17 protein-coding genes are annotated in these 17040 nt (G+C 69.5%); 5 read left to right on the forward strand and 12 right to left on the reverse strand.

What is annotated here, in order from left to right:
• Positions 1-4: 4 nt before the first annotated feature.
• From B0293_RS08310 to B0293_RS08320, 4 genes are all read right to left on the reverse strand, one after another.
• The gene (locus B0293_RS08310) at positions 5-877 is read right to left on the reverse strand and encodes a diacylglycerol kinase family protein (RefSeq protein WP_005163380.1); all 873 of its coding nucleotides are present in this window, start codon (positions 875-877) and stop codon (positions 5-7) included.
• 193 nt (positions 878-1070) lie between these two features.
• Positions 1071-1274 (reverse strand): cold-shock protein, encoded by a 204-nt coding sequence (locus B0293_RS08315; RefSeq protein WP_005163378.1) that lies wholly within the window; start codon positions 1272-1274, stop codon positions 1071-1073.
• Between the two features lie 248 nt (positions 1275-1522).
• Entirely contained in the window at positions 1523-1693 is a 171-nt protein-coding gene (locus B0293_RS43650; RefSeq protein ID WP_005163371.1) for a hypothetical protein, read from the reverse strand.
• 246 nt (positions 1694-1939) lie between these two features.
• Entirely contained in the window at positions 1940-3601 is a 1662-nt protein-coding gene (locus B0293_RS08320) for a thiamine pyrophosphate-binding protein (protein ID WP_280620911.1), read from the reverse strand.
• 116 nt (positions 3602-3717) lie between these two features.
• On the opposite strand from B0293_RS08320, the gene B0293_RS08325 reads away from it, so the two are divergent.
• Together B0293_RS08325 and B0293_RS08330 are read left to right on the forward strand one after the other, a co-directional pair.
• Positions 3718-5004, forward strand: a complete 1287-nt coding sequence (locus B0293_RS08325) for a hydroxyacid-oxoacid transhydrogenase (protein ID WP_209437330.1) — start codon at positions 3718-3720, stop codon at positions 5002-5004.
• Entirely contained in the window at positions 4998-5417 is a 420-nt protein-coding gene (locus B0293_RS08330) for an acyl-CoA thioesterase (RefSeq protein ID WP_005163364.1), read from the forward strand. Before B0293_RS08325 ends, B0293_RS08330 begins: the two co-directional genes overlap by 7 nt.
• On the opposite strand, the gene B0293_RS08335 is transcribed toward B0293_RS08330, so the two are convergent.
• The 4 genes from B0293_RS08335 to lanKC all read right to left on the reverse strand — a co-directional run bounded on the left by B0293_RS08335 (position 5373) and on the right by lanKC (position 11613).
• Complete coding sequence (locus B0293_RS08335; RefSeq protein WP_005163362.1) at positions 5373-7109, reverse strand: ABC transporter ATP-binding protein; 1737 nt, start codon at positions 7107-7109, stop codon at positions 5373-5375. The genes B0293_RS08330 and B0293_RS08335 overlap by 45 nt on opposite strands.
• Positions 7106-8773 (reverse strand): ABC transporter ATP-binding protein, encoded by a 1668-nt coding sequence (locus B0293_RS08340; protein ID WP_005163360.1) that lies wholly within the window; start codon positions 8771-8773, stop codon positions 7106-7108. Before B0293_RS08340 ends, B0293_RS08335 begins: the two co-directional genes overlap by 4 nt.
• Positions 8774-8885: 112 nt before the next feature.
• Positions 8886-9029: a SapB/AmfS family lanthipeptide gene (locus B0293_RS43005; protein WP_005163357.1), complete on the reverse strand. Its 144-nt coding sequence runs from the start codon at positions 9027-9029 to the stop codon at positions 8886-8888.
• Positions 9030-9069: 40 nt separating this feature from the next.
• Complete coding sequence (gene lanKC / locus B0293_RS08345; RefSeq protein ID WP_005163355.1) at positions 9070-11613, reverse strand: class III lanthionine synthetase LanKC; 2544 nt, start codon at positions 11611-11613, stop codon at positions 9070-9072.
• 427 nt (positions 11614-12040) lie between these two features.
• Here lanKC and B0293_RS08350 point away from each other — a divergent pair, with 427 nt between their 5' ends.
• A complete protein-coding gene (locus B0293_RS08350; RefSeq protein WP_039919153.1) occupies positions 12041-12406 on the forward strand; it encodes a hypothetical protein in 366 nt (121 codons plus the stop codon).
• Complete coding sequence (locus B0293_RS08355; RefSeq protein ID WP_005163353.1) at positions 12399-12821, forward strand: hypothetical protein; 423 nt, start codon at positions 12399-12401, stop codon at positions 12819-12821. Before B0293_RS08350 ends, B0293_RS08355 begins: the two co-directional genes overlap by 8 nt.
• Before the next feature lie 111 nt (positions 12822-12932).
• Here B0293_RS08355 and B0293_RS08360 read toward each other — a convergent pair whose 3' ends face one another.
• From B0293_RS08360 to B0293_RS08370, 3 genes are all read right to left on the reverse strand, one after another.
• Positions 12933-13919, reverse strand: coding sequence for an MCE family protein (locus tag B0293_RS08360; protein ID WP_005163350.1), 987 nt, complete (start codon positions 13917-13919; stop codon positions 12933-12935).
• Positions 13920-14016: 97 nt separating this feature from the next.
• A complete protein-coding gene (locus B0293_RS08365; protein ID WP_005163349.1) occupies positions 14017-14403 on the reverse strand; it encodes a PPOX class F420-dependent oxidoreductase in 387 nt (128 codons plus the stop codon).
• Between the two features lie 36 nt (positions 14404-14439).
• Positions 14440-14832, reverse strand: a complete 393-nt coding sequence (locus B0293_RS08370) for a MerR family transcriptional regulator (protein WP_005163347.1) — start codon at positions 14830-14832, stop codon at positions 14440-14442.
• A gap of 55 nt (positions 14833-14887) precedes the next feature.
• On the opposite strand from B0293_RS08370, the gene B0293_RS08375 reads away from it, so the two are divergent.
• A complete protein-coding gene (locus B0293_RS08375) occupies positions 14888-15844 on the forward strand; it encodes an SDR family NAD(P)-dependent oxidoreductase (protein WP_005163345.1) in 957 nt (318 codons plus the stop codon).
• Here the strand turns inward: B0293_RS08375 and B0293_RS08380 are convergent.
• The gene (locus tag B0293_RS08380) at positions 15841-16929 is read right to left on the reverse strand and encodes an alpha/beta hydrolase family protein (protein ID WP_052014540.1); all 1089 of its coding nucleotides are present in this window, start codon (positions 16927-16929) and stop codon (positions 15841-15843) included. The genes B0293_RS08375 and B0293_RS08380 overlap by 4 nt on opposite strands.
• Between the last annotated feature and the right edge of the window lie 111 nt (positions 16930-17040).

Here is a 17040-nt window from a genome sequence, read left to right on the forward strand (position 1 = left end):
CGGTTTACCCGGTGAAGGGCGCGTCCGCCAGGTGGGACGCGGGAAAGGCGCCCTTCGGCCGTCGTCCCAGCAGCAGACCGGTCCGGGTGGCCTCGGCCATCACGGCGCGGACGTCCACGCACCACGGACCGTCGGGCTTCAGCTCGACGAAAGCGCTCTCTCCTTGCTTGAGCACGAAGTGCGGCTGTCCGTCCAGCGCGATGGAGCCGCCGACGGCGGCGAGGTCGACGCGGACCCCGGGATGCAGCACGCTCCAGCCCCGGACGCCGACCGACCGGACCTCGCCGGGCGCGATCGGCGCCTGCACGACGTACGGCGTCTCGTCGACCGGTCCGAGCGAGACCGCGACACCGTCCACAGTGGACTTCGGACTCGGGCACAGGCGACCGGGGATGCTCGACAGCCCGACCCCGTCCGGGACGGCGAACGTGCAGTACAGCTCGGTCAGCGACGCGGGATCCCACCGGCTCTCCGAACACACGCTGACGTCGGTCAGCGCGATCTCACGGCGGGCCTTCGTGACGACTTCGAGGATGGTCGCACGGTTCGTGACCAGGTCGGCGTCCACTTGGTGGGTGGCCAGCAGGCCGGCGGCGAGCCCGGCGACAGTGGACTCGTCGGTGGTCCCGACGGGCAGCATGAGCAGCGGGACGTCGCCGCAGGCGGCCGCGGCGGCCCGCATCAGGCCGTCGTCGCCCAGGCAGACGATCACGCTCGCCCCCGCGTCCACCATCCGGCGGACGGTGCCGATGATCTTCCCCGCCTCGGTCCAGACCATCACCCGGCCGACCCCGGCCACGCGGAGTGCCGAGCGCAGGCTCTGGATGTCACGCTCCGAAGCGGGGTTCGCCACGATCCCCGCAACCGCTTCGCCCACATGTCCTCCGCTGCCGCACCAAGTCCCTACAAGGAAACGACGTCCGGGCCGCGAAAGAAAGAGTTGCACGGGGTTGCATCGCGACTCGCTGTGCGAACGCGGCCATTTTGGTCAGTTCGGCGGGCGACGGACCCGGGAAAAGCAGCAGGGCCGCCTCCCCGAGGGGATGGCGGCCCTGCTTGGAAAACCTGGATCAGATCACGGTGACCGAGGTGGCCTGCGGACCCTTCGCGCCCTGCCCGATCTCGAACTCCACGCGGGCGTTCTCCTCGAGGGTACGGAAGCCGTTGCCCTTGATCTCGCTGTAGTGCACGAAGACGTCGCCGCCGCCGTTGTCGGGAGTGATGAAGCCGAACCCCTTCTCGGAGTTGAACCACTTCACAGTGCCCTGAGTCATAAAATCTCCATATGCAACACAAACAAACAGGAAGCCACGTCGGCAGCCCGGGTCATGACCAGACGGTTTGCTTCCCCGGAAACACGAGGAGACACTACGCCCGCTGAGTTCTGCGAGCGTGAACCAACACGAACACAAAAATCGAGACCTGGAGCAGTAAAGCACACCGCACGCAGGCCGACAAGCGCCTTCACCCTGGTGTGCGCGGCCGCACTGTACCCTCTTCCGCCCGACCCTCTTCCGCCCGGCTATTCGCCGCTGGCCGCCCGGAGCGGTACCTCGGCGCCGAACGGCGAACGGCGCAACGCCTCCCGGTTCGTGGCCACGACGGCGATGTCGTGGGTCTCCGCGTCCGCGCTGAACAGCACCGGCACCACGCCGGAAACGGACTTGTCCTGTGGCTTCGTCTCGTCAGCCATGTTTTCTCCCAGTGTCAACACAATGCTCGTAGTAGGACGTGACGCCCTGCGTGCCAACAACCCCACCGGTGATCGTCCGGTCCATATCGGACTCTCGGTGTTGCGGGCGATTGTGCCACGGCCGACCGACAAAATCCGGTCTCCGCGACCGAAAGTCGGCCGAGTCGTCATCGCTTTCCCACCCTTTGGAGCAGGTGACGGCGGCGTCACAAGGGTTTCTGTGTATCCCCTGAGAAAACCGTGTCCCTACTGCTGGCCCTGCTGGGGCCTGGCGGCGCCCAGCAGGCTCGTCAGCCGGATGTCCGGGGTCACCACGTCCGGATCCGTCCTGATGTCGATCACGCAGGGCCGTTGCCGGACCAGCGCGCTCGCGATGATCGGCTCCAGTTCCTCGCGGTCGTCCACGGTGTATCCGGCGGCGCCGAGCCCGCGCGCCCACGACGCGAAGTCGGTGACGGGGACGGTGACGCCCGACAGCCGTCCGTGCTTGCGCGCCTGGCGCACGGCGAGCGGACCGTGGAGCCCGTTCTGGAACACCAGGACGGTCACCGGCACGCGGTAGCGGACGGCGGTCTCGATCTCCTGCCCGGTCATCAGCGCGCCACCGTCGCCGACCATCGCGATCACCGTCCGGCGCGGCTCGGCGAGTTTCGCCGCGACCGCCGCGGGAACCGCGTAGCCCACGGCCGCGTTGCTCGGGCCGAGCTGGCTGCGCGGCGCGGTGAAACACCAGTAGCGGTGCATGAACTGGGCGAAGTTGCCCGCGTCGCTGGTCACGATCGCGTCTTCGGGCGCGAGCTTGCGCACCGCGCGGATGACGTCGGCCGGGTGGACGCGGGTGGCGCCGCTGGTGTCGGGCGGCGTCATGAAGGTGTGCACGGCGGCGTTCGCGGCCGACGCGCGGCGGGTCCGCGGCGAGGCGACGTCCCGCAGCTCCCGCAGGAACGGCTCGACCTCGGAGTCGACCCGGAAGGTCAGGCCGCCGCGCCGGGCGGGCTCGATCCCGGTGCCGACCAGCACCAGCGTCTGCGACGGCGTCGGGTAGCGGAAGGACTGCGTAGTGACCTCGTCGAGCTGCGTGCCCAGCGCGAGTACGAGGTCGGCGCGCTCCAGCGCGTCCAGCTGCCGCGCGGGGATGCCGATGCCGAGGTGGCCGGCGTAGCGCGCGTGGTTCTCGGGGAACGCGTCCTGACGGCGGAACGCGTTGTACACCGGGAGCGCGAGTTCGTCGGCGACGGCGATCAGCTCGTCGCGCGCCGCGCGGGCCCGGCCGCCGACGATCACCACCGGGTAGCGGGCCTCGTCGACGAGTTGCGCGACCGCCTCGGCGGTGCGGCCGAGCGCGCCGGTGACGGGCACCTTGACGGCGGCGACCGGTTTGGCCGAATCGAACGGGACACCCCAGAAGTCGGCGGGGACGGCGACGACGGTGGGCCCCGGCCGCCCTTCGCGGCAGCGGGTCAAGGCTTCGACCAGCAGGCCGGGGACCTCGTCCGGGGATTCCGCGCGGCCGGTCCACTTGGCGATCGGCTCGAACATCGCGGTCAGGTCCGCGGTGGGCAGTTCGCTGGTCGGGCCCGGGCTGGACGGCGGGTTCTCCAGCAGCACGACCATCGGGCTCTCGTCCTGGTACGCCGTGGACACGCCGATCGCGAGGTTCGCCGCGTTCGGACCGCGGCCCGCCAGCAGCACCGCCGGATGCTCGGTGAGTTTGCCTTCGGCCTCGGCCATGAAGGCCGCGCCGGAGTCGTGCCTCGCCGAAACGAAGGTGATCGACCGCTCGCGTTGCAGCGCGTCGAGCAGATCCAGGAAGGATTCACCCACCACCGCGTACACGCGGTGGATCTGCGCCTCGGTCAGGATCCGCACGGCCGTCTGGGCGACGGACGCTCCCGGTTGGTATCTAATGGGATTAGCTTAGGCGGGCGATGATCGGTGCCGTCAAGCGATCTTCCGATTCCGGCAATCCCGGAGCGGTGGAATGTCCGAAATCGGAACGTGTTCGAGCAAGGGAGCACGAAAACGTGACCTCAACCACCGCCGGACGTGAAACAGTTTTCACTTACGGTGCCCCGGCCCTGAAATACGGCACCGGATCGAGTGACGAGATCGGCTACGACCTCACGCAGTACGGCGCCCGCCGGGTACTCGTCCTGACCGACGCGGACGTCGCCGCGACGGGCTGGCCACAGCGGATCGCCGAAGGCATCGAGGGCTACGGCATCGAAGCGGTCGTCTTCGACGGCGTGCACGTCGAGCCGACCGACGTCAGCATGCGCAAAGCCGTCGACTTCGCCCGCGGACAGGGCGAGTGGGACGCCTTCGTCGCCGTCGGTGGCGGATCGGCCATCGACACCGCCAAGGCGGTGAACCTGCTGACCAGCAACGACGGCGATCTGCTGGATTACGTCAACGCGCCGGTCGGCGGCGGCCGCGCCCCGAGCGCGCCGCTGAAACCGCTGGTCGCGGTCCCGACCACCACCGGTACCGGCTCGGAGAGCACCACGGTCTGCGTGCTGGACGTGTTGTCACTGCGGGTGAAGAGCGGCATCAGCCATCTCCGGCTGCGGCCGAGCCTCGCCGTGGTCGACCCGAGGCTGACCGTCTCGCAGCCGCCGGAGGTCACCGCCGCGAGCGGGATGGACATCCTTTGCCACGCCGCGGAAAGCTACACGGCCAAGCCGTACACCGAGTTCGACCGGAAGCGACCGGAGGACCGGGTTCCTTACTGTGGCTCGAATCCGCTTGCGGACATGTTCGCCGAGCAGTCGCTGCGGCTGCTGTCGTGGGCGCTGCCCGCGGCCGTGCGGGACGGCTCGGACCTGAAGGCGCGGGAGGCGATGGCGCTCGCGGCGACGTTCGCCGGGCTCGGCTTCGGCAACGCCGGCGTGCACATCCCGCACGCCAACGCGTACCCGATCGCCGGGCAAGTGCGGGAGTTCCACCCCGCCGGGTATCCGGGCGAGGAGGCGATGGTGCCGCACGGGATGGCCGTCTCGCTGACCGCGCCCGCGGCGTTCCGGTTCACCTTCGACGCCGCTCCGGACAGGCACGAGCGGGTGGCCCGGCTGCTCGCGCCGGACTTCGAATGGCCCGGCGATCTGCGGGACCACCTGCCCGCGGTGCTGCGGCAGATCATGCGAGAGATCGGGATCCCCAACGGGATCGGCGCCGTCGGCTACTCCGAGTCCGATGTGGACTCCTTGGTTTCCGGCACGGTGAAACAACAACGACTGCTGGCGACGGCGCCGCGTGAAGCGTCCGAAGAGGACCTCGCCTCGATCCTCCGGGAATCGGTGACGCTGTGGTGAACGCCGAATACCCGCACTGGCAGACCGTTCCGTTGCGGTGGAAGGACAACGACGTCTACGGGCACGTCAACAACGTCGTCCACTACTCGGTGATGGACACCGTGATCAACACGTGGCTGATCGAACGCGGCGGGCTCGACATCGAGACCGGCGGCGTCATCGGGCTGTGCGTGGAATCGCAGTGCAAGTACCACGCTTCGGTGTCGTTCCCGGGAGAACTCGAGGTCGGCCTGCGGGTGGGACACCTCGGCCGGTCCAGCGTCCGCTACGAGGTCGGGATGTACTCGAAGGAGACGGTGATCGCCGAGGGGCACTTCGTGCACGTCTTCGTGGATCGCGAATCCCGGCGCCCGGTCCCCGTCGAGGGTCTACTCAGGAGCGCGCTCGAAGAACTGCGCGCTGGGCTGGGGTAACCGCGGCGACCACGCGTGCATGAGCTCGGCGTAGCGCGTGGACCGGTCCATGAGTTCGAGATGGGTGCCCAGGGCGGTCTCCTTGCCGTCCATCACCAGGACCCGGTCCGCGCGCAACGCCGACGTCAGCCGGTGCGCGATCACCACCAGTACCCCGCCCCGCTCGGCGAACGCCCGTTCCGCGCGGGCTTCGGCGGGCGGGTCGAGATGCGACGTCGCCTCGTCGAGGACGACGACGCCCGCGTCGCTCGCGTACACCCGCGCGAGCGCGATCAGCTGCGCTTCACCGGCGGACAGCGTGCCGTGCCCGATCTCGCCGTCGAGTCCGCCCAGCCGCGTCACCAGCGGTTCCGCGCCGACGGCCGTCACCGCGGCCAGCAGCTCACCGTCCATCGCGGTCTGCGCGAACAGCCCGACGTTGTCCCGCACGGACCCCGCGAAGACGTAGGCCTCCTGCGGGATCAGCGCGACCATGCGGTGGCGCAGCGCGGCCGGGACCTCGCGGACCGGGACCCCGCCGAGCAGCACCCGGCCCGCCTGCGGTTCGAGCATCCCGGTCAGGAGCCCGGCCAAAGTCGACTTGCCGATCCCGCTCGGCCCCACCACCGCGAGCCGCTCGCCGGGCCGCAGGTGCAGGTCGAGACCGCGGACCACCGGTTGCGCCGCCGCCCCCCAGCTGAAAGTCAGGTCGCGCACGTAGATCGCGGTCCCGTCGGGTTCGGCCGTGCCGTCGGGCTCCGGTTCGGCCTCCGCGGTCTCCGCCAGCCGCCGCAACGCGACGATCAGCCGCAGCACGACGGTGCTCGCCGTCGAAGCCAGGCCCCGCAACGCCGGCTGCATCGTCGTCGCCAGATAGACGAGCGCGCCGAGCGCGGCGCCCGCGGTGAGCACGCCGTCCTTGACCATGCCCGGCGCCACCAGCAACGCCAGGAGCAGCGGCACGAACCCGCCCGTCGCGATCACCACCGCCCGCGCCGCCCCGGACCGCGCCACCCGCACGGCCGCCTTGGCCTGGGTGTCGACCGCGTCGTAGAGATCAAGGGCGGCAAGGGGTTCCGCGCCGCAGGCGACGATGTCGCGCATCCCGGACAGCGACGCGCCCGCGACCTCGGCGGTCCGTTCGTCGGCCAGCGCGAGCGCCCGCTGACGACGGGCCAGCGACGGGAGCAGGCAGGCGAACGCGACGACCGCGACCACCACCGGGATCGCGACGATCAGCGCCAGCGAACCGGCGACGGTGAACAACCCGGCCAGCGCGGCCACCGTCGTCACGACCATCGCGCGCGCTTGCACCAGGAGCCCTGCGGTGGCGTCGCGGACCACCTCGACGTGCTGGGTGATGCGGGCGACGCCGCTGGCGTCCGGCTGGTTCCGCGGCGGTGACGGATCGTGCAGGACCCCGCGCACGACGGCGGTCACCAGCGCGTCGCGCAACGGCTCGACGACCTTGCCGAGCTGATGCCACACCAGCCGGGACCCGAACGCCCCGATCACGGCGACCAGGCCGAAGACCGCGAGCCAACGCAGTCCGGTGCCTGGCCGATCCGCGGCAAACCCCTCGTCAACCGCGAGCTCGACCAGGCGACCGGACAAGAACGCGGGCGCGCTCTCCAGCACGGAGCAGGCCAGCAGGACCAGCCCGCCTCTCCACTGCCCGGCCAGCGCCGAGCGGTAGAGCCCCCAGACGCTCACTGCTCACCCTCGGTGAAAACAGCTTGATACGCCGGTTTTCGCCATAGTTCCGGGTGTGGGCCGACCGCGCGGACCTTGCCGTCTTCCATCCACACCACCGTGTCCGCCCGCGCCGCGGTGGCCGCGCGATGCGTCACCACGACCCGGGTCCGGCCGGGCAGCGTGCGTTCGATCGCCTCCTCGACGGCGGCTTCGGTGACCGTGTCGAGGCTGGCGGTGGCGTCGTCGAGGATGAGCACCCGCGGCGCGTGCGCGATCGCGCGCGCCAGCCCGATCCGCTGCGCCTCCCCGCCGGAGAGCGGCGTCTCCGAAAGCGGCGTCCGGTAGCCGTCCGGCAGCCGGACGATCAGGTCGTCGACCTGCGCGGACCGGCACGCGCCGCGCACGGCGGCCTCCCCCGCCCACGAACCGTAGCCGACGGCGTCGCCGATGGTCGCGCCGAGCAGCGCGGGCCGTTCGAACGCGAACCCGACGACGGCGCGGAGTTCGTACGGCCGCAGTTTCTCCAGTGGACGGCCGTCGAGCGTCGCCGTCCCCTCGTCCGGGGTGAGCAGTCCACCGAGGACGTTGACCAGCGCGGACTTCCCCGAGCCGGACCGCCCGACGACCGCGGTGAACCTGCCGCCGCGCACGAGCAGGTCGACGTCCCGTAGCGCCCCATCGACGGTGACGCCGCGCAGTTCGAGCGTGCCCCGCCCCGGGACGACGCCGAGATCGCCCGGCTCGGGGACCGGCGAGTCCAGTACCTCGTTGATCCGCCGCGCGCACGACCGCGCGCGGGAAAGTGTGGTGAGCAAAGGAATCTGGGTGACCAGGCCCATGCCGAGGGCGACATAGCCGAGCGCCGCGAGGACCTGTCCGACGGTCAGCCTGCCCTCCATCACGCCGAAACCCGCGGCCGCGAGCACCGCGAGTTCCACCGCGGGCAGCAGCAGACCGGACCGCCACACCATCCGCGCCTGCGTCCGCCACATCCCCCGGCCGGCGAGACTCAGTTTCGGCAGCGGCCGCAGCACGCGTTCGGCCTCGCGGTCGGCGGTGCCCGACGCGGCGATCGTGCGGAGCCCGGCGACGGCGTCGACCATCCTCGCCGCCAGTTCGCCGGACACCTCCTGATAGGTCAGGACGTCGTCGGCGGTGTTCTTCAGATGGGTGCGCGCGAGCATCAGGCCGAACGGGATGCTGACGAGGAAGACGAGCGCGAGGCGCCAGTCCATCGAGGCGAGCAGGACGATGGATCCGACGGAGATCACGGTGGTCGACCCGAGCTGGACGACGACCGAGGCGACCAGTCCGGCGCCGGTGCAGTCACCGGTGAGCCTGCTGATCGCGTCGCCGTCGGCGAACTTCGAACGGGTGCCGAGCGCGAGGTACCGGTCCGCCAGCCGACGGCGCAGCCAGGCCGTCGCGGAACTCGTCATCCGCGCGGTCACGATCCCGCCGATCAGGGTGACGGCGATCTGGGTGACGCCGAGGACGATCAACCAGGAGACCTCGGGGAAGCTGGGACGTCCGGCCACGACGGCGTCGACGGCGGCCGCGAGCGCGCCGGGCAGGAGCAGCCCGGACGCCGTCCCGGCGAGCGCGCTCAGGACCAGCGCGATCAAGCGGGGACGATCGAGCGCGATCACCGTGCGCAACAGCCGATCGGCTGAACCCGCCATCCCACTCCTTAATCCGTGATCCCATCGAGACGAAGGAAAAGGCAAAATGAGAGTGCGGGAGCGGCGCACTTGGCCTGTGCCGCTCCCGCACTCTTCATCGATCAGACCTGGATCAGTGGCAGGTCAGCAGGCTGATGGTGCTGTCCGCGCAGGACGCGAGCAGGCTCAGGTTGCTGGTGCCGCCGTGGCTGCCGCCGTGGCCACCGTCGAGAACCTCGGGGGTGTCCAGGGCCTGCAGGTCGAGAACCAGTTCCATGGTGTTCCCTTTCACTAGTTACTTCTTTCGTCCGCCGTCCTCACTGGACGGCAGTTCGGGAGGACAGGAAAGGCAGCGCGGCCTTCCCGTCCAGGGTCGCGGCGAGGGCGAGCAGGACGCCCGCGCCGCCGGTGACGACGTCCATCGACAGCCGCAGCAGCTGGTTGCCGGGGAACGCCAGGCCGCCCTTGTACGGCACCGCGTACCAGGCCAGCCGGGAAAGATGCAGGTCGATGGCGTCACGGACCTTCCGGTCCGGTTCGGCGCCCATCGCCAGCGCGGTCATCAGCCCGCACCGGCCGAACAGCAGGCCGGGGTGGATGACGAACTCGCCGCGGCACGCTTCGCGCAGGCCAGGAAGGCTCTTCAACGCCTTCGCGTCCGGACGGTGCTTCGCCAGTTCCTCGGCGACCATGAGGATCCCGGCGCTGCCGACACCCACGTAGGGCAACGTCCGGGTCTCGCCGTCGCGCACCTGCAGTGAGCCGTCGTTGGAGTCGGCGCACTCTTCGATGTCGCGCTCCAGCGCCTGGTCGGCGAAGGAGAGCCAGCCCTCTTCGCGGGTGCGCTCGAAAAGCCGGACGAACAGCAGCGCCGCGCCGGACCAGCCGTTGAGCAGCCCGGCCCTGGCGAAGTCGCCGGGCGGATCGGCGGTCTCGAGGGCTTCGGCGAGCCGGACGGCGGTGGCGAGTGCCTGCCTGCCGAACTCGTTGTCCTTACGGGTCACCGCGAAATGCAGCTGGGTGAGCCCGATGCCGGACAGACCGCCCTCCAGACCGTGGTCGGTGGTCTGCTCGACCAGCGTCGCCGACGCCGCGAGCAGCTTCGTGGCCTCGTCCCGGTAGCCGAGTTCTTCGAGGACGTACGCGATCCCGTACGAGCCGTCGTAGAACCCCGGCCGTCCCGGCGGGTCACGACGGATCGAGTCCAGCAGCCAGCGTTCGTGTTCGGGGTGGCGCTCGCCACCGACGACGTGCAAGGCATGGAGAACGCCGGCCGCGCCGTAGCCGAAGCACGCTCCGCCGACGCGGAACTGCTCGATGTCGCCGGGGAAGAGCCGATCGGTGCGCTCGGGGGTCGCGCTGGCGAGGATCGCCTCGACGATCTGCTTGCGGACCAGCGCCCAGTCCGGTTCGTCCTGATCCAGCTCGGTCGCGCCGGTCAGCGGCGGGATGTTCCGGGGTGCGAGCTCCGCGACGATCGAGTCGGCGTACCCCTCCGGAACGTCGAAGCGCTTCTGGACGAAGTCCGCGAGCCCGCGCAGCTTCGCCGGGGCGAGCTCCAGGAGCGTGGTGAGCGGCAGGAAGATCCACAACTTCAGGACGGCGAGCGCGTATCGGTCGACCTCGAAACCCTTCCGGTCCCGAGGGGCGCGGAAGCCGGGCGCGCCCAGCGCCGGCCGTTTGCCGCTTTCGACGTCGGACGCCATCTCGAAGTCGATCAGCGAGACCGCGTCCTCCTCCCCGTCGACCAGGATGTTCAGAGAGTGCAGGTCGCCGAAGACGATCCCGCGGTCGTGCACGGCGCCGACCGTCTTCTCCACCCGCCGGACCAGCGCGAGCGCCCGTTCGGTGTACTCGGCGATGTCGGCCTCGGTGGCCTCCCGCCGGGTGAGCGGGTAGTTGCGGGCGAGCCAGTTGCCGAGCGAAATGCCCGGCATGTACTCCATCGCCAGGAAGTGGTGCTCCCAGACGGTGAACCGGTCGTAGGCGACGGGGACGCCTACGACGCCCTTCAGCCGCTCCAGCACCTCGTGCTCACGGCGGAGGCGTTCGACGGCGTCGATCTCGTCGCGGTCCAGGCCGGCGAACGGCCTGGCCTCCTTGAGGACCACCCGCTCGTCGTCGGTGTTCCGGTCGGCGAGGTACACGCCGCCGCCGTTGGAGAAGTGCAGTGAACTTTTCACACGATAGGGGAACTGATCCGCGCCGCCGCCCTTGCGAGCTGCGAGATGAGGCGCGAGGAACTCCGGAATCGTCACCCAGTCGGGTACGGAGAAGGTCGGCTCGCGCTTGTCCGGGACCAGCGTTCCGTCCGGTTTACGCACCGCCAGGACACGTTTTCCGTCGAGTTCGACCCATTGCTCTGCGAATCCGCCATAGCGGACGTAGAGCGGCCCGGCACCATACCGTAGATCACTGAGAATGTACGCCCCGGGCTCCCCGTCCAGCTTCACGGACAACTCAGCGAGAACGCGTTCGAGCTCGTTGTTGTCAGCCGGATAAAGAGTCAGCAACTTTCCGCTTCCGTCACGCGGAGCGTATTTAGAATTTCTCGCCAGCAGTGTGCCCCGCGAACGCAGGTGCTTGTAGGAGACGTCGTGCTCGACACAATGCTCGTGCACCTTCACGAGCACTCGCTCAGCGTTGCCCAACCCGGCCGAAACGTGGATTTTCCAGCCCTGCAAGGGAAGGTTGCGATCAACAGGGTGCATCATCCGCCACACTCCGCGCACCCCGGAGCGCCAACCCGACTCGGGAGCGGGCAGCAGGGAGGCGAAATCATCGGCGGCGTCCCCGGTTTCCCGCTGTTCGTCGAAGAACAGAGGATCGGCGAAGCAATACGCTTCGTACCGGACGTCCATCGAGTGGCCCCCTCCTTCGGCACCAATCGGATGGGCCATGTGCACCATCGCGATGGTGAATATTCCACCCTTCGGATACCGAACGGCCAATCCGCCATACCGGGGGTTCGGATGGGCTGTTCAGGGACGTGAATTCGAAACCTACCGAATGGTAGGGGTACCCAGCGTGAGATCAACTCGAATTTCAACCACCCGGTCGGTGTGTAACAGGAACGAACCTGCGACGTAATCCCAGGTGGCGCCACCGATCGCAATTGGGCGCCCTGGAATTGACGGAGCGCCAATCCGATGCGCTTCGTGATCTATTCACGCGAGGTCTGGACCACTGCCCGCTCCGTGGCCCCCGCCACGCACCCCACCGGTCGCCCGTCGGCGGTGATCGGCCCGGAGGTACGTTGTCGCCGGTGGAGCAGGTAAGGAGGCGGGCGTGATCACTGGCTTCGCGGTGACCGTCGCGATCTGCGCGACGCTGGTCGCGATGTGGAGTTTCGTGCAGTCCGTGCGCAAAAAACTCCCGGACAACGCGCTGCTCGCCGGCCTCGCCGTCGTCGAACTCCTCCTGGTCGCCCAGCTCGTGATCGGCGTCGTCCTGCTGATCGGCGGTGGCCGCCCGGGCAGCATGGCCACCTATCTCGCCTACCTGATCGGCAGCCTGGTCGTGCTCCCGCTCGGGACCTTCTGGGCGCTGGCCGAGCGCACCCGGTCGAGCACCGCGATCCTCGGGATCGCCTGCCTCGCCATCCCGGTGATGGTGCTCCGGCTGCACGAGGTCTGGGCGGGCGCCAGTGCCTGAAGAAACCGAGGAGAAGACGGTGGACACCCACCCGGACAAGACCTCCGGCCCGGGACGGATCCTGGTCGCCGTGTACGCGATCTTCGCGCTGGCGGCGACCTCACGCGCCGCCGTGCAGATCAGCACCAAGTTCGCCGAGGCCCCGCTGGCCTACGTCCTCTCCGCGTTCGCGGCCGTCGTCTATCTCCTGGCCACCGTGGCCCTCGCGCGCCGCGGCGCGGGCTGGTGGCGGATCGCGCTGGTCGCCTGCGGGATCGAACTGCTCGGTGTGCTGACCGTCGGCACGTTCAGCCTCTTCGACCGCGAGGCCTTCCCGCACGCCACCGTGTGGTCGGTGTACGGGCAGGGCTACCTCTTCATCCCGCTGGTGCTGCCGGTGATCGGGCTGTTCTGGCTGCGGCGGACGAAGCCCTGACGGATCTGCGCCGGTCGCGGCCGCTCAGTGTCCCCAATGCCACATTGGAGACGTTCAGCGTCTCCAATGTGGCATTGGGGACATCGTGAAGGCTGGCCGACACCACTCCGGTCACTTCTCGAAGCAACCCTTGTCGTTGAGCGGCCCGAACGTGGGCAGGATCAGTCCGCACAGGTAGCCGTCGATCCAGCGTCCGTTGCCCGCGACGTTGGTGAGCACACGGATCGCCGGAGCGAACGCGGCGATCCCCTTGGCCAGCGAATCCTGGTTGCGCTGGAGCATCGACGTCAGCCGGTCGAGTTGTTCGAGCACCGGCGTGAGCTGCGCGTCGTTGTCGGCGATGATGCCGTCGAGGGCGGTCGCGAGCCGTTTCGAGCCGTCGAGCAGGTCCTTGATCGCCTGCTGCCGCGTGGAGATCGCGTGCAGGAGCGCGTTGCCGTCCTGGATCAGCCGCTGGGCCTCGGTGTCGCGGTCGACGAGGGTCTGCGAGACCTGCCGCGTGTTCGCCACCAGCGTCCGGAGTTGCCGGTCGCGGGAGGCGATGGTGCCGGAGAGCTTCGAGATCCCGTCGAGAGCGGCGCGGACGTCGGCGGGCGTGTCGGCGAAAGTGGTCGAGATCGCGTCGAAGCTCTTCGCGAGCTGGTCGACATCGATGGCGTCGACGGTCTGCGACAGATCCCGAAACGCTTCAAGGACGTCGTATGGCGCGGTGGTCCGCCGCAGCGGGATCGCGTCACCGGGATCGAGGATCGCTTCACCGCGCGGATCGAGCGCCAGATACTTCTGTCCCAGGACGTTCTTGATCTGGATGGACGCGCTCGTGGCGTCGCCGACCCAGGCGTCCTTGACCCGGAACGAGATGAGCACGCGATCGCCTTCGAGGTCGACCTCGGACACCTTGCCGACCTTCACCCCGGCGATCCGCACGTCGTTGTCCACGCGCAGCCCGCCCGCGTCGGAGAATTCGGCCGAATAGGTCGTGCCGCCGCCGATCACCGGCAGGGCGTCGGCGTTGAGCGCGGCCGCCATCCCGAGAGCCATCGTGGTGAGCCCGGCGAGCGCCAGCTTGACCGGATCCACCGCGCCGAAGGATCTCATCGCCTCACCTCGCAGGTCACGAGCGGCAAACTTTAGGGGCCACTCGTGACTGTCGCCAGGCGAAACGTTGCACCGATCGGGTACTGTCGTCTGTCCACTATGGACTGACGTCGAGCCGGACTTCGTAATGGAGCGTCTTGTACTTCTTCAGCCGGTGGAAGAGCGGAACGAGGAATCCGTGCAGGAGCCGGTGTTTCCTGGCCAGGAGATCGGCCGCGTGCCGCGCCTCGTCACCGTCGAGCAGTCGGATACGCCCGGTCACGGGTTCCCCGGTCGGGACGCCGCGGAACGTCGACGGGGCGATTTCGACCCGGGGATCGTTCCGCATCCGCTTGGCCTTCCACGCCGCGTCATACGTGCGGATGTACGCGTGATCGCCTTCGACGGCGATGTTGATCGGCGTCCCGATGGGCGTCCCGTCCCGTTTGAAGGTCTTCAGCAGGATCGTCTTCTGGGTGGTGAACCTGGTGAGCTGTGTCGTCATGTCCCTGGGACGAGACCGCCGCGTGAAACGTGACGACTACCGCCAGAGCGCGTCCGCCGTCCCCCGCGCGACATGCTCCTCGTAGACCTCGACCTTCCTGCTGATCACTTCCAGGCAGTCGGCCAGCTCGGCGATCCGGTCGCGGACGGTGTCCTGATGCGCCCGCAACAGCTCCAGGCGTTTCTCCTCGTTCCCCGGCCCCTGCCGGACGAGTTCGGCGAACTCGCGGATCGTGGCGAGCGGCATCCCGGACGCCCGGAACTTCGTGCAGTTCACCAGCCATTCGACGTCGTGCTCGGTGTACACGCGACGGCCGTTCGCGTCCCGTTTCACGGGCGCGGCGAGCAGTCCTTCCTTCTCGTAGAAGCGAAGCGCGTGCACGCTGAGGCCCGTCCGGTCGGTGACCTGACCGATCGCGAGTTCCGTCACGCGGACGACCCTAGCTGTTGACCTAGAGGGCCCTCTAGCTCCTAGCGTTCGCCGCATGATCACCGCACAGCACAAGATCGGGTCCGGCTTCGACGCGCGCAGTACCGCCGCGGAAGTCCTGGCCGGGATCGACCTTTCGGGCAAGCTCGCCGTCGTCACCGGCGGATATTCGGGGCTGGGCCTGGAAACCACCCGAGCTCTGGCCGACGCGGGCGCGCACGTCGTCGTCCCCGCCCGCCGTCCGGCCGACGCGGAGGCCGCCCTCGCCGGGATCTCCGGCACCGAGGTCGGCGAACTCGACCTCGCCGACCTGACGAGCGTCGAGACCTTCACCCGCCGGTTCCTCGCCACGGGACGCCCGGTCGATCTGCTGATCGCCGGCGCCGGGATCATGGCCGCGCCCGAACGGCGGGTCGGCCGCGGCTGGGAGTCGCATTTCGCGATCTGCCACCTCGGCCACCACGCCCTGGTCGGCCGTCTCTGGCCCGCGCTGACGGCGTCCGGCGGCGCCCGCGTCGTCACGGTGGCCTCCTCCGGTCACCATTCCTCACCGATGCGCTGGGACGACGTCCACTTCGAGCGCGGCTACGACCGGTGGCTCGCCTACGGCCAGGCCAAAACGGCGAACGTGCTGTTCGCGGTGCACCTCGACCGGCTCGGCGCCGAGCACGGGGTCCGCGCGTTCAGCCTGCATCCGGGCGCCATCCTCACTCCCCTGCAACGGCATCTGCGGCAGGAGGAGATGGTCGAGCGCGGCTGGATCGACGAGCACGGGAACCAGGCCGACCCGGCTTTCAAGTCGCCGGAGCAGGGCGCGGCCACCCAGGTCTGGACGGCGACGTCACCGTCACTCGACGGCATGGGCGGGCTCTACTGCGAGGACTGCGACGTCGCCGAGATCGCCCACGAAGAGGGCGAATGGGTCGGCGTGCGCCCCTACGCGATCGACGCCGGTGAGGCCGCGCGGCTCTGGCAGTTGTCCGCCGACCTCACCGGTGTCTCCCCGCGCTAGTTCCAGAACTTGATCTCGGGGTTGGCCGCCACCGGCCCGTCGAGCAGCGGCTGACGTCCACCACGCAGGTGCTTGTCGAAGAAAGCCGAGACATAAGCCCTGGTCAGCTGCATGCCGCGCTCGCCGTCGAGCGCGCCGGGCTCCCTCAGGCCGAGCTGCTCGCCGAGGACGCCGACGTCGGTGAACGACGGATGCACGGCCGCCGCGACGCTGATCCAGCGCTTCCAGCCGGTGAGGCTCGGCCAGTTGGCCGCCCACGTCGTGTCCGGGCCGGCCGGGGTGTACTCGCTTTCGCGGCCGAGCAGCAGGAACGGCCGGTCGATCCCGGACGCGGGGATCGGCGACCACAGCCTGCCGTCCAGGTCGGCGCCCGCCCGGATCCGCTGGTCCGCGACCATCGCCGCCGGCGTGCTGTACCCGCCGATGGAATGCCCGGTCATCCCGATCCGGGTCCGGTCGATCAGCCGGGACCACGGCGAAGAAGCCCTGGTCAGCGTGTCGAGGACGAACGAGACGTCCGCGGCGCGCACCGGCGGGAGCAGCTTCGAGTCCGAACCGCACGCGACGCAGTCGGTGACGTGCCCGTCGGGGAAGCCGGTGCCGAATGCCTCGTAGTTGTGGCCGATCACCGCGACGACGAAACCCTTGCTGGCCAGGTCTTCCGCCAGCCCGGTGAGCGTGGTGCGCGGCTTGTTGAACCCCGGTGACAGGACGACCAGCGCGCGTTTCCCCGGCAAGGGCGGGGTGTCGACGCGAGCGCTGGTCCGGGTCCCGGCGACCCGCGCGGGGTCGATGTCGGGAAGGCCCGATCCGGCCAGGAACATCTTGGCCTCGGCCAGGGTGAGGTAGGGCCGTTTCGGGCCGACCGGCAGCAGCGCCGGGTAGAACATCGACACCATCAGCTCTCGCGGCCCGGTCGGCACCCAGGGGTCCTTGCGCGCCTGGTCGACCAGGTGCAGGTCGGTGGAGCCGACGGGATACGAGCCGGTCGGCGGCGGCAACGTCAGCCGCGGGACCGCCGAAGCCGGGCTCGCGAGGGACACCATGCCGACGAGGGCGGCCACTGCGACGACAAGCCTTCTCATGGGGATTCCGTTCTGTCGAGGATCTTCCGCTCCCCAGCCTGGGACCGTGCGGTGTATTCGCGCGTCTGCCGCAGGTCGTATCCCGATGTCTGCCGCGAGGCGGATCCGCTG

Origin of the sequence: Amycolatopsis azurea DSM 43854 (genome assembly GCF_001995215.1) — a bacterium.
Classification (GTDB): Bacteria; Actinomycetota; Actinomycetes; order Mycobacteriales; family Pseudonocardiaceae; genus Amycolatopsis; species Amycolatopsis azurea.

What these genes read in the sequence shown, in the direction of transcription:
- B0293_RS08380 (WP_052014540.1), bottom strand. Translation starts at nt 16,929, where the DNA reads ATGAGAAGGCTTGTCGTCGCAGTGGCCGCCCTCGTCGGCATGGTGTCC.
- B0293_RS08375 (WP_005163345.1), top strand. Translation starts at nt 14,888, where the DNA reads ATGATCACCGCACAGCACAAGATCGGGTCCGGCTTCGACGCGCGCAGT.
- B0293_RS43005 (WP_005163357.1), bottom strand. Translation starts at nt 9,029, where the DNA reads ATGGAACTGGTTCTCGACCTGCAGGCCCTGGACACCCCCGAGGTTCTC.
- B0293_RS08315 (WP_005163378.1), bottom strand. Translation starts at nt 1,274, where the DNA reads ATGACTCAGGGCACTGTGAAGTGGTTCAACTCCGAGAAGGGGTTCGGC.
- B0293_RS08360 (WP_005163350.1), bottom strand. Translation starts at nt 13,919, where the DNA reads ATGAGATCCTTCGGCGCGGTGGATCCGGTCAAGCTGGCGCTCGCCGGG.
- B0293_RS08365 (WP_005163349.1), bottom strand. Translation starts at nt 14,403, where the DNA reads ATGACGACACAGCTCACCAGGTTCACCACCCAGAAGACGATCCTGCTG.
- B0293_RS08340 (WP_005163360.1), bottom strand. Translation starts at nt 8,773, where the DNA reads ATGGCGGGTTCAGCCGATCGGCTGTTGCGCACGGTGATCGCGCTCGAT.
- lanKC (WP_005163355.1), bottom strand. Translation starts at nt 11,613, where the DNA reads ATGGACGTCCGGTACGAAGCGTATTGCTTCGCCGATCCTCTGTTCTTC.
- B0293_RS43650 (WP_005163371.1), bottom strand. Translation starts at nt 1,693, where the DNA reads ATGGCTGACGAGACGAAGCCACAGGACAAGTCCGTTTCCGGCGTGGTG.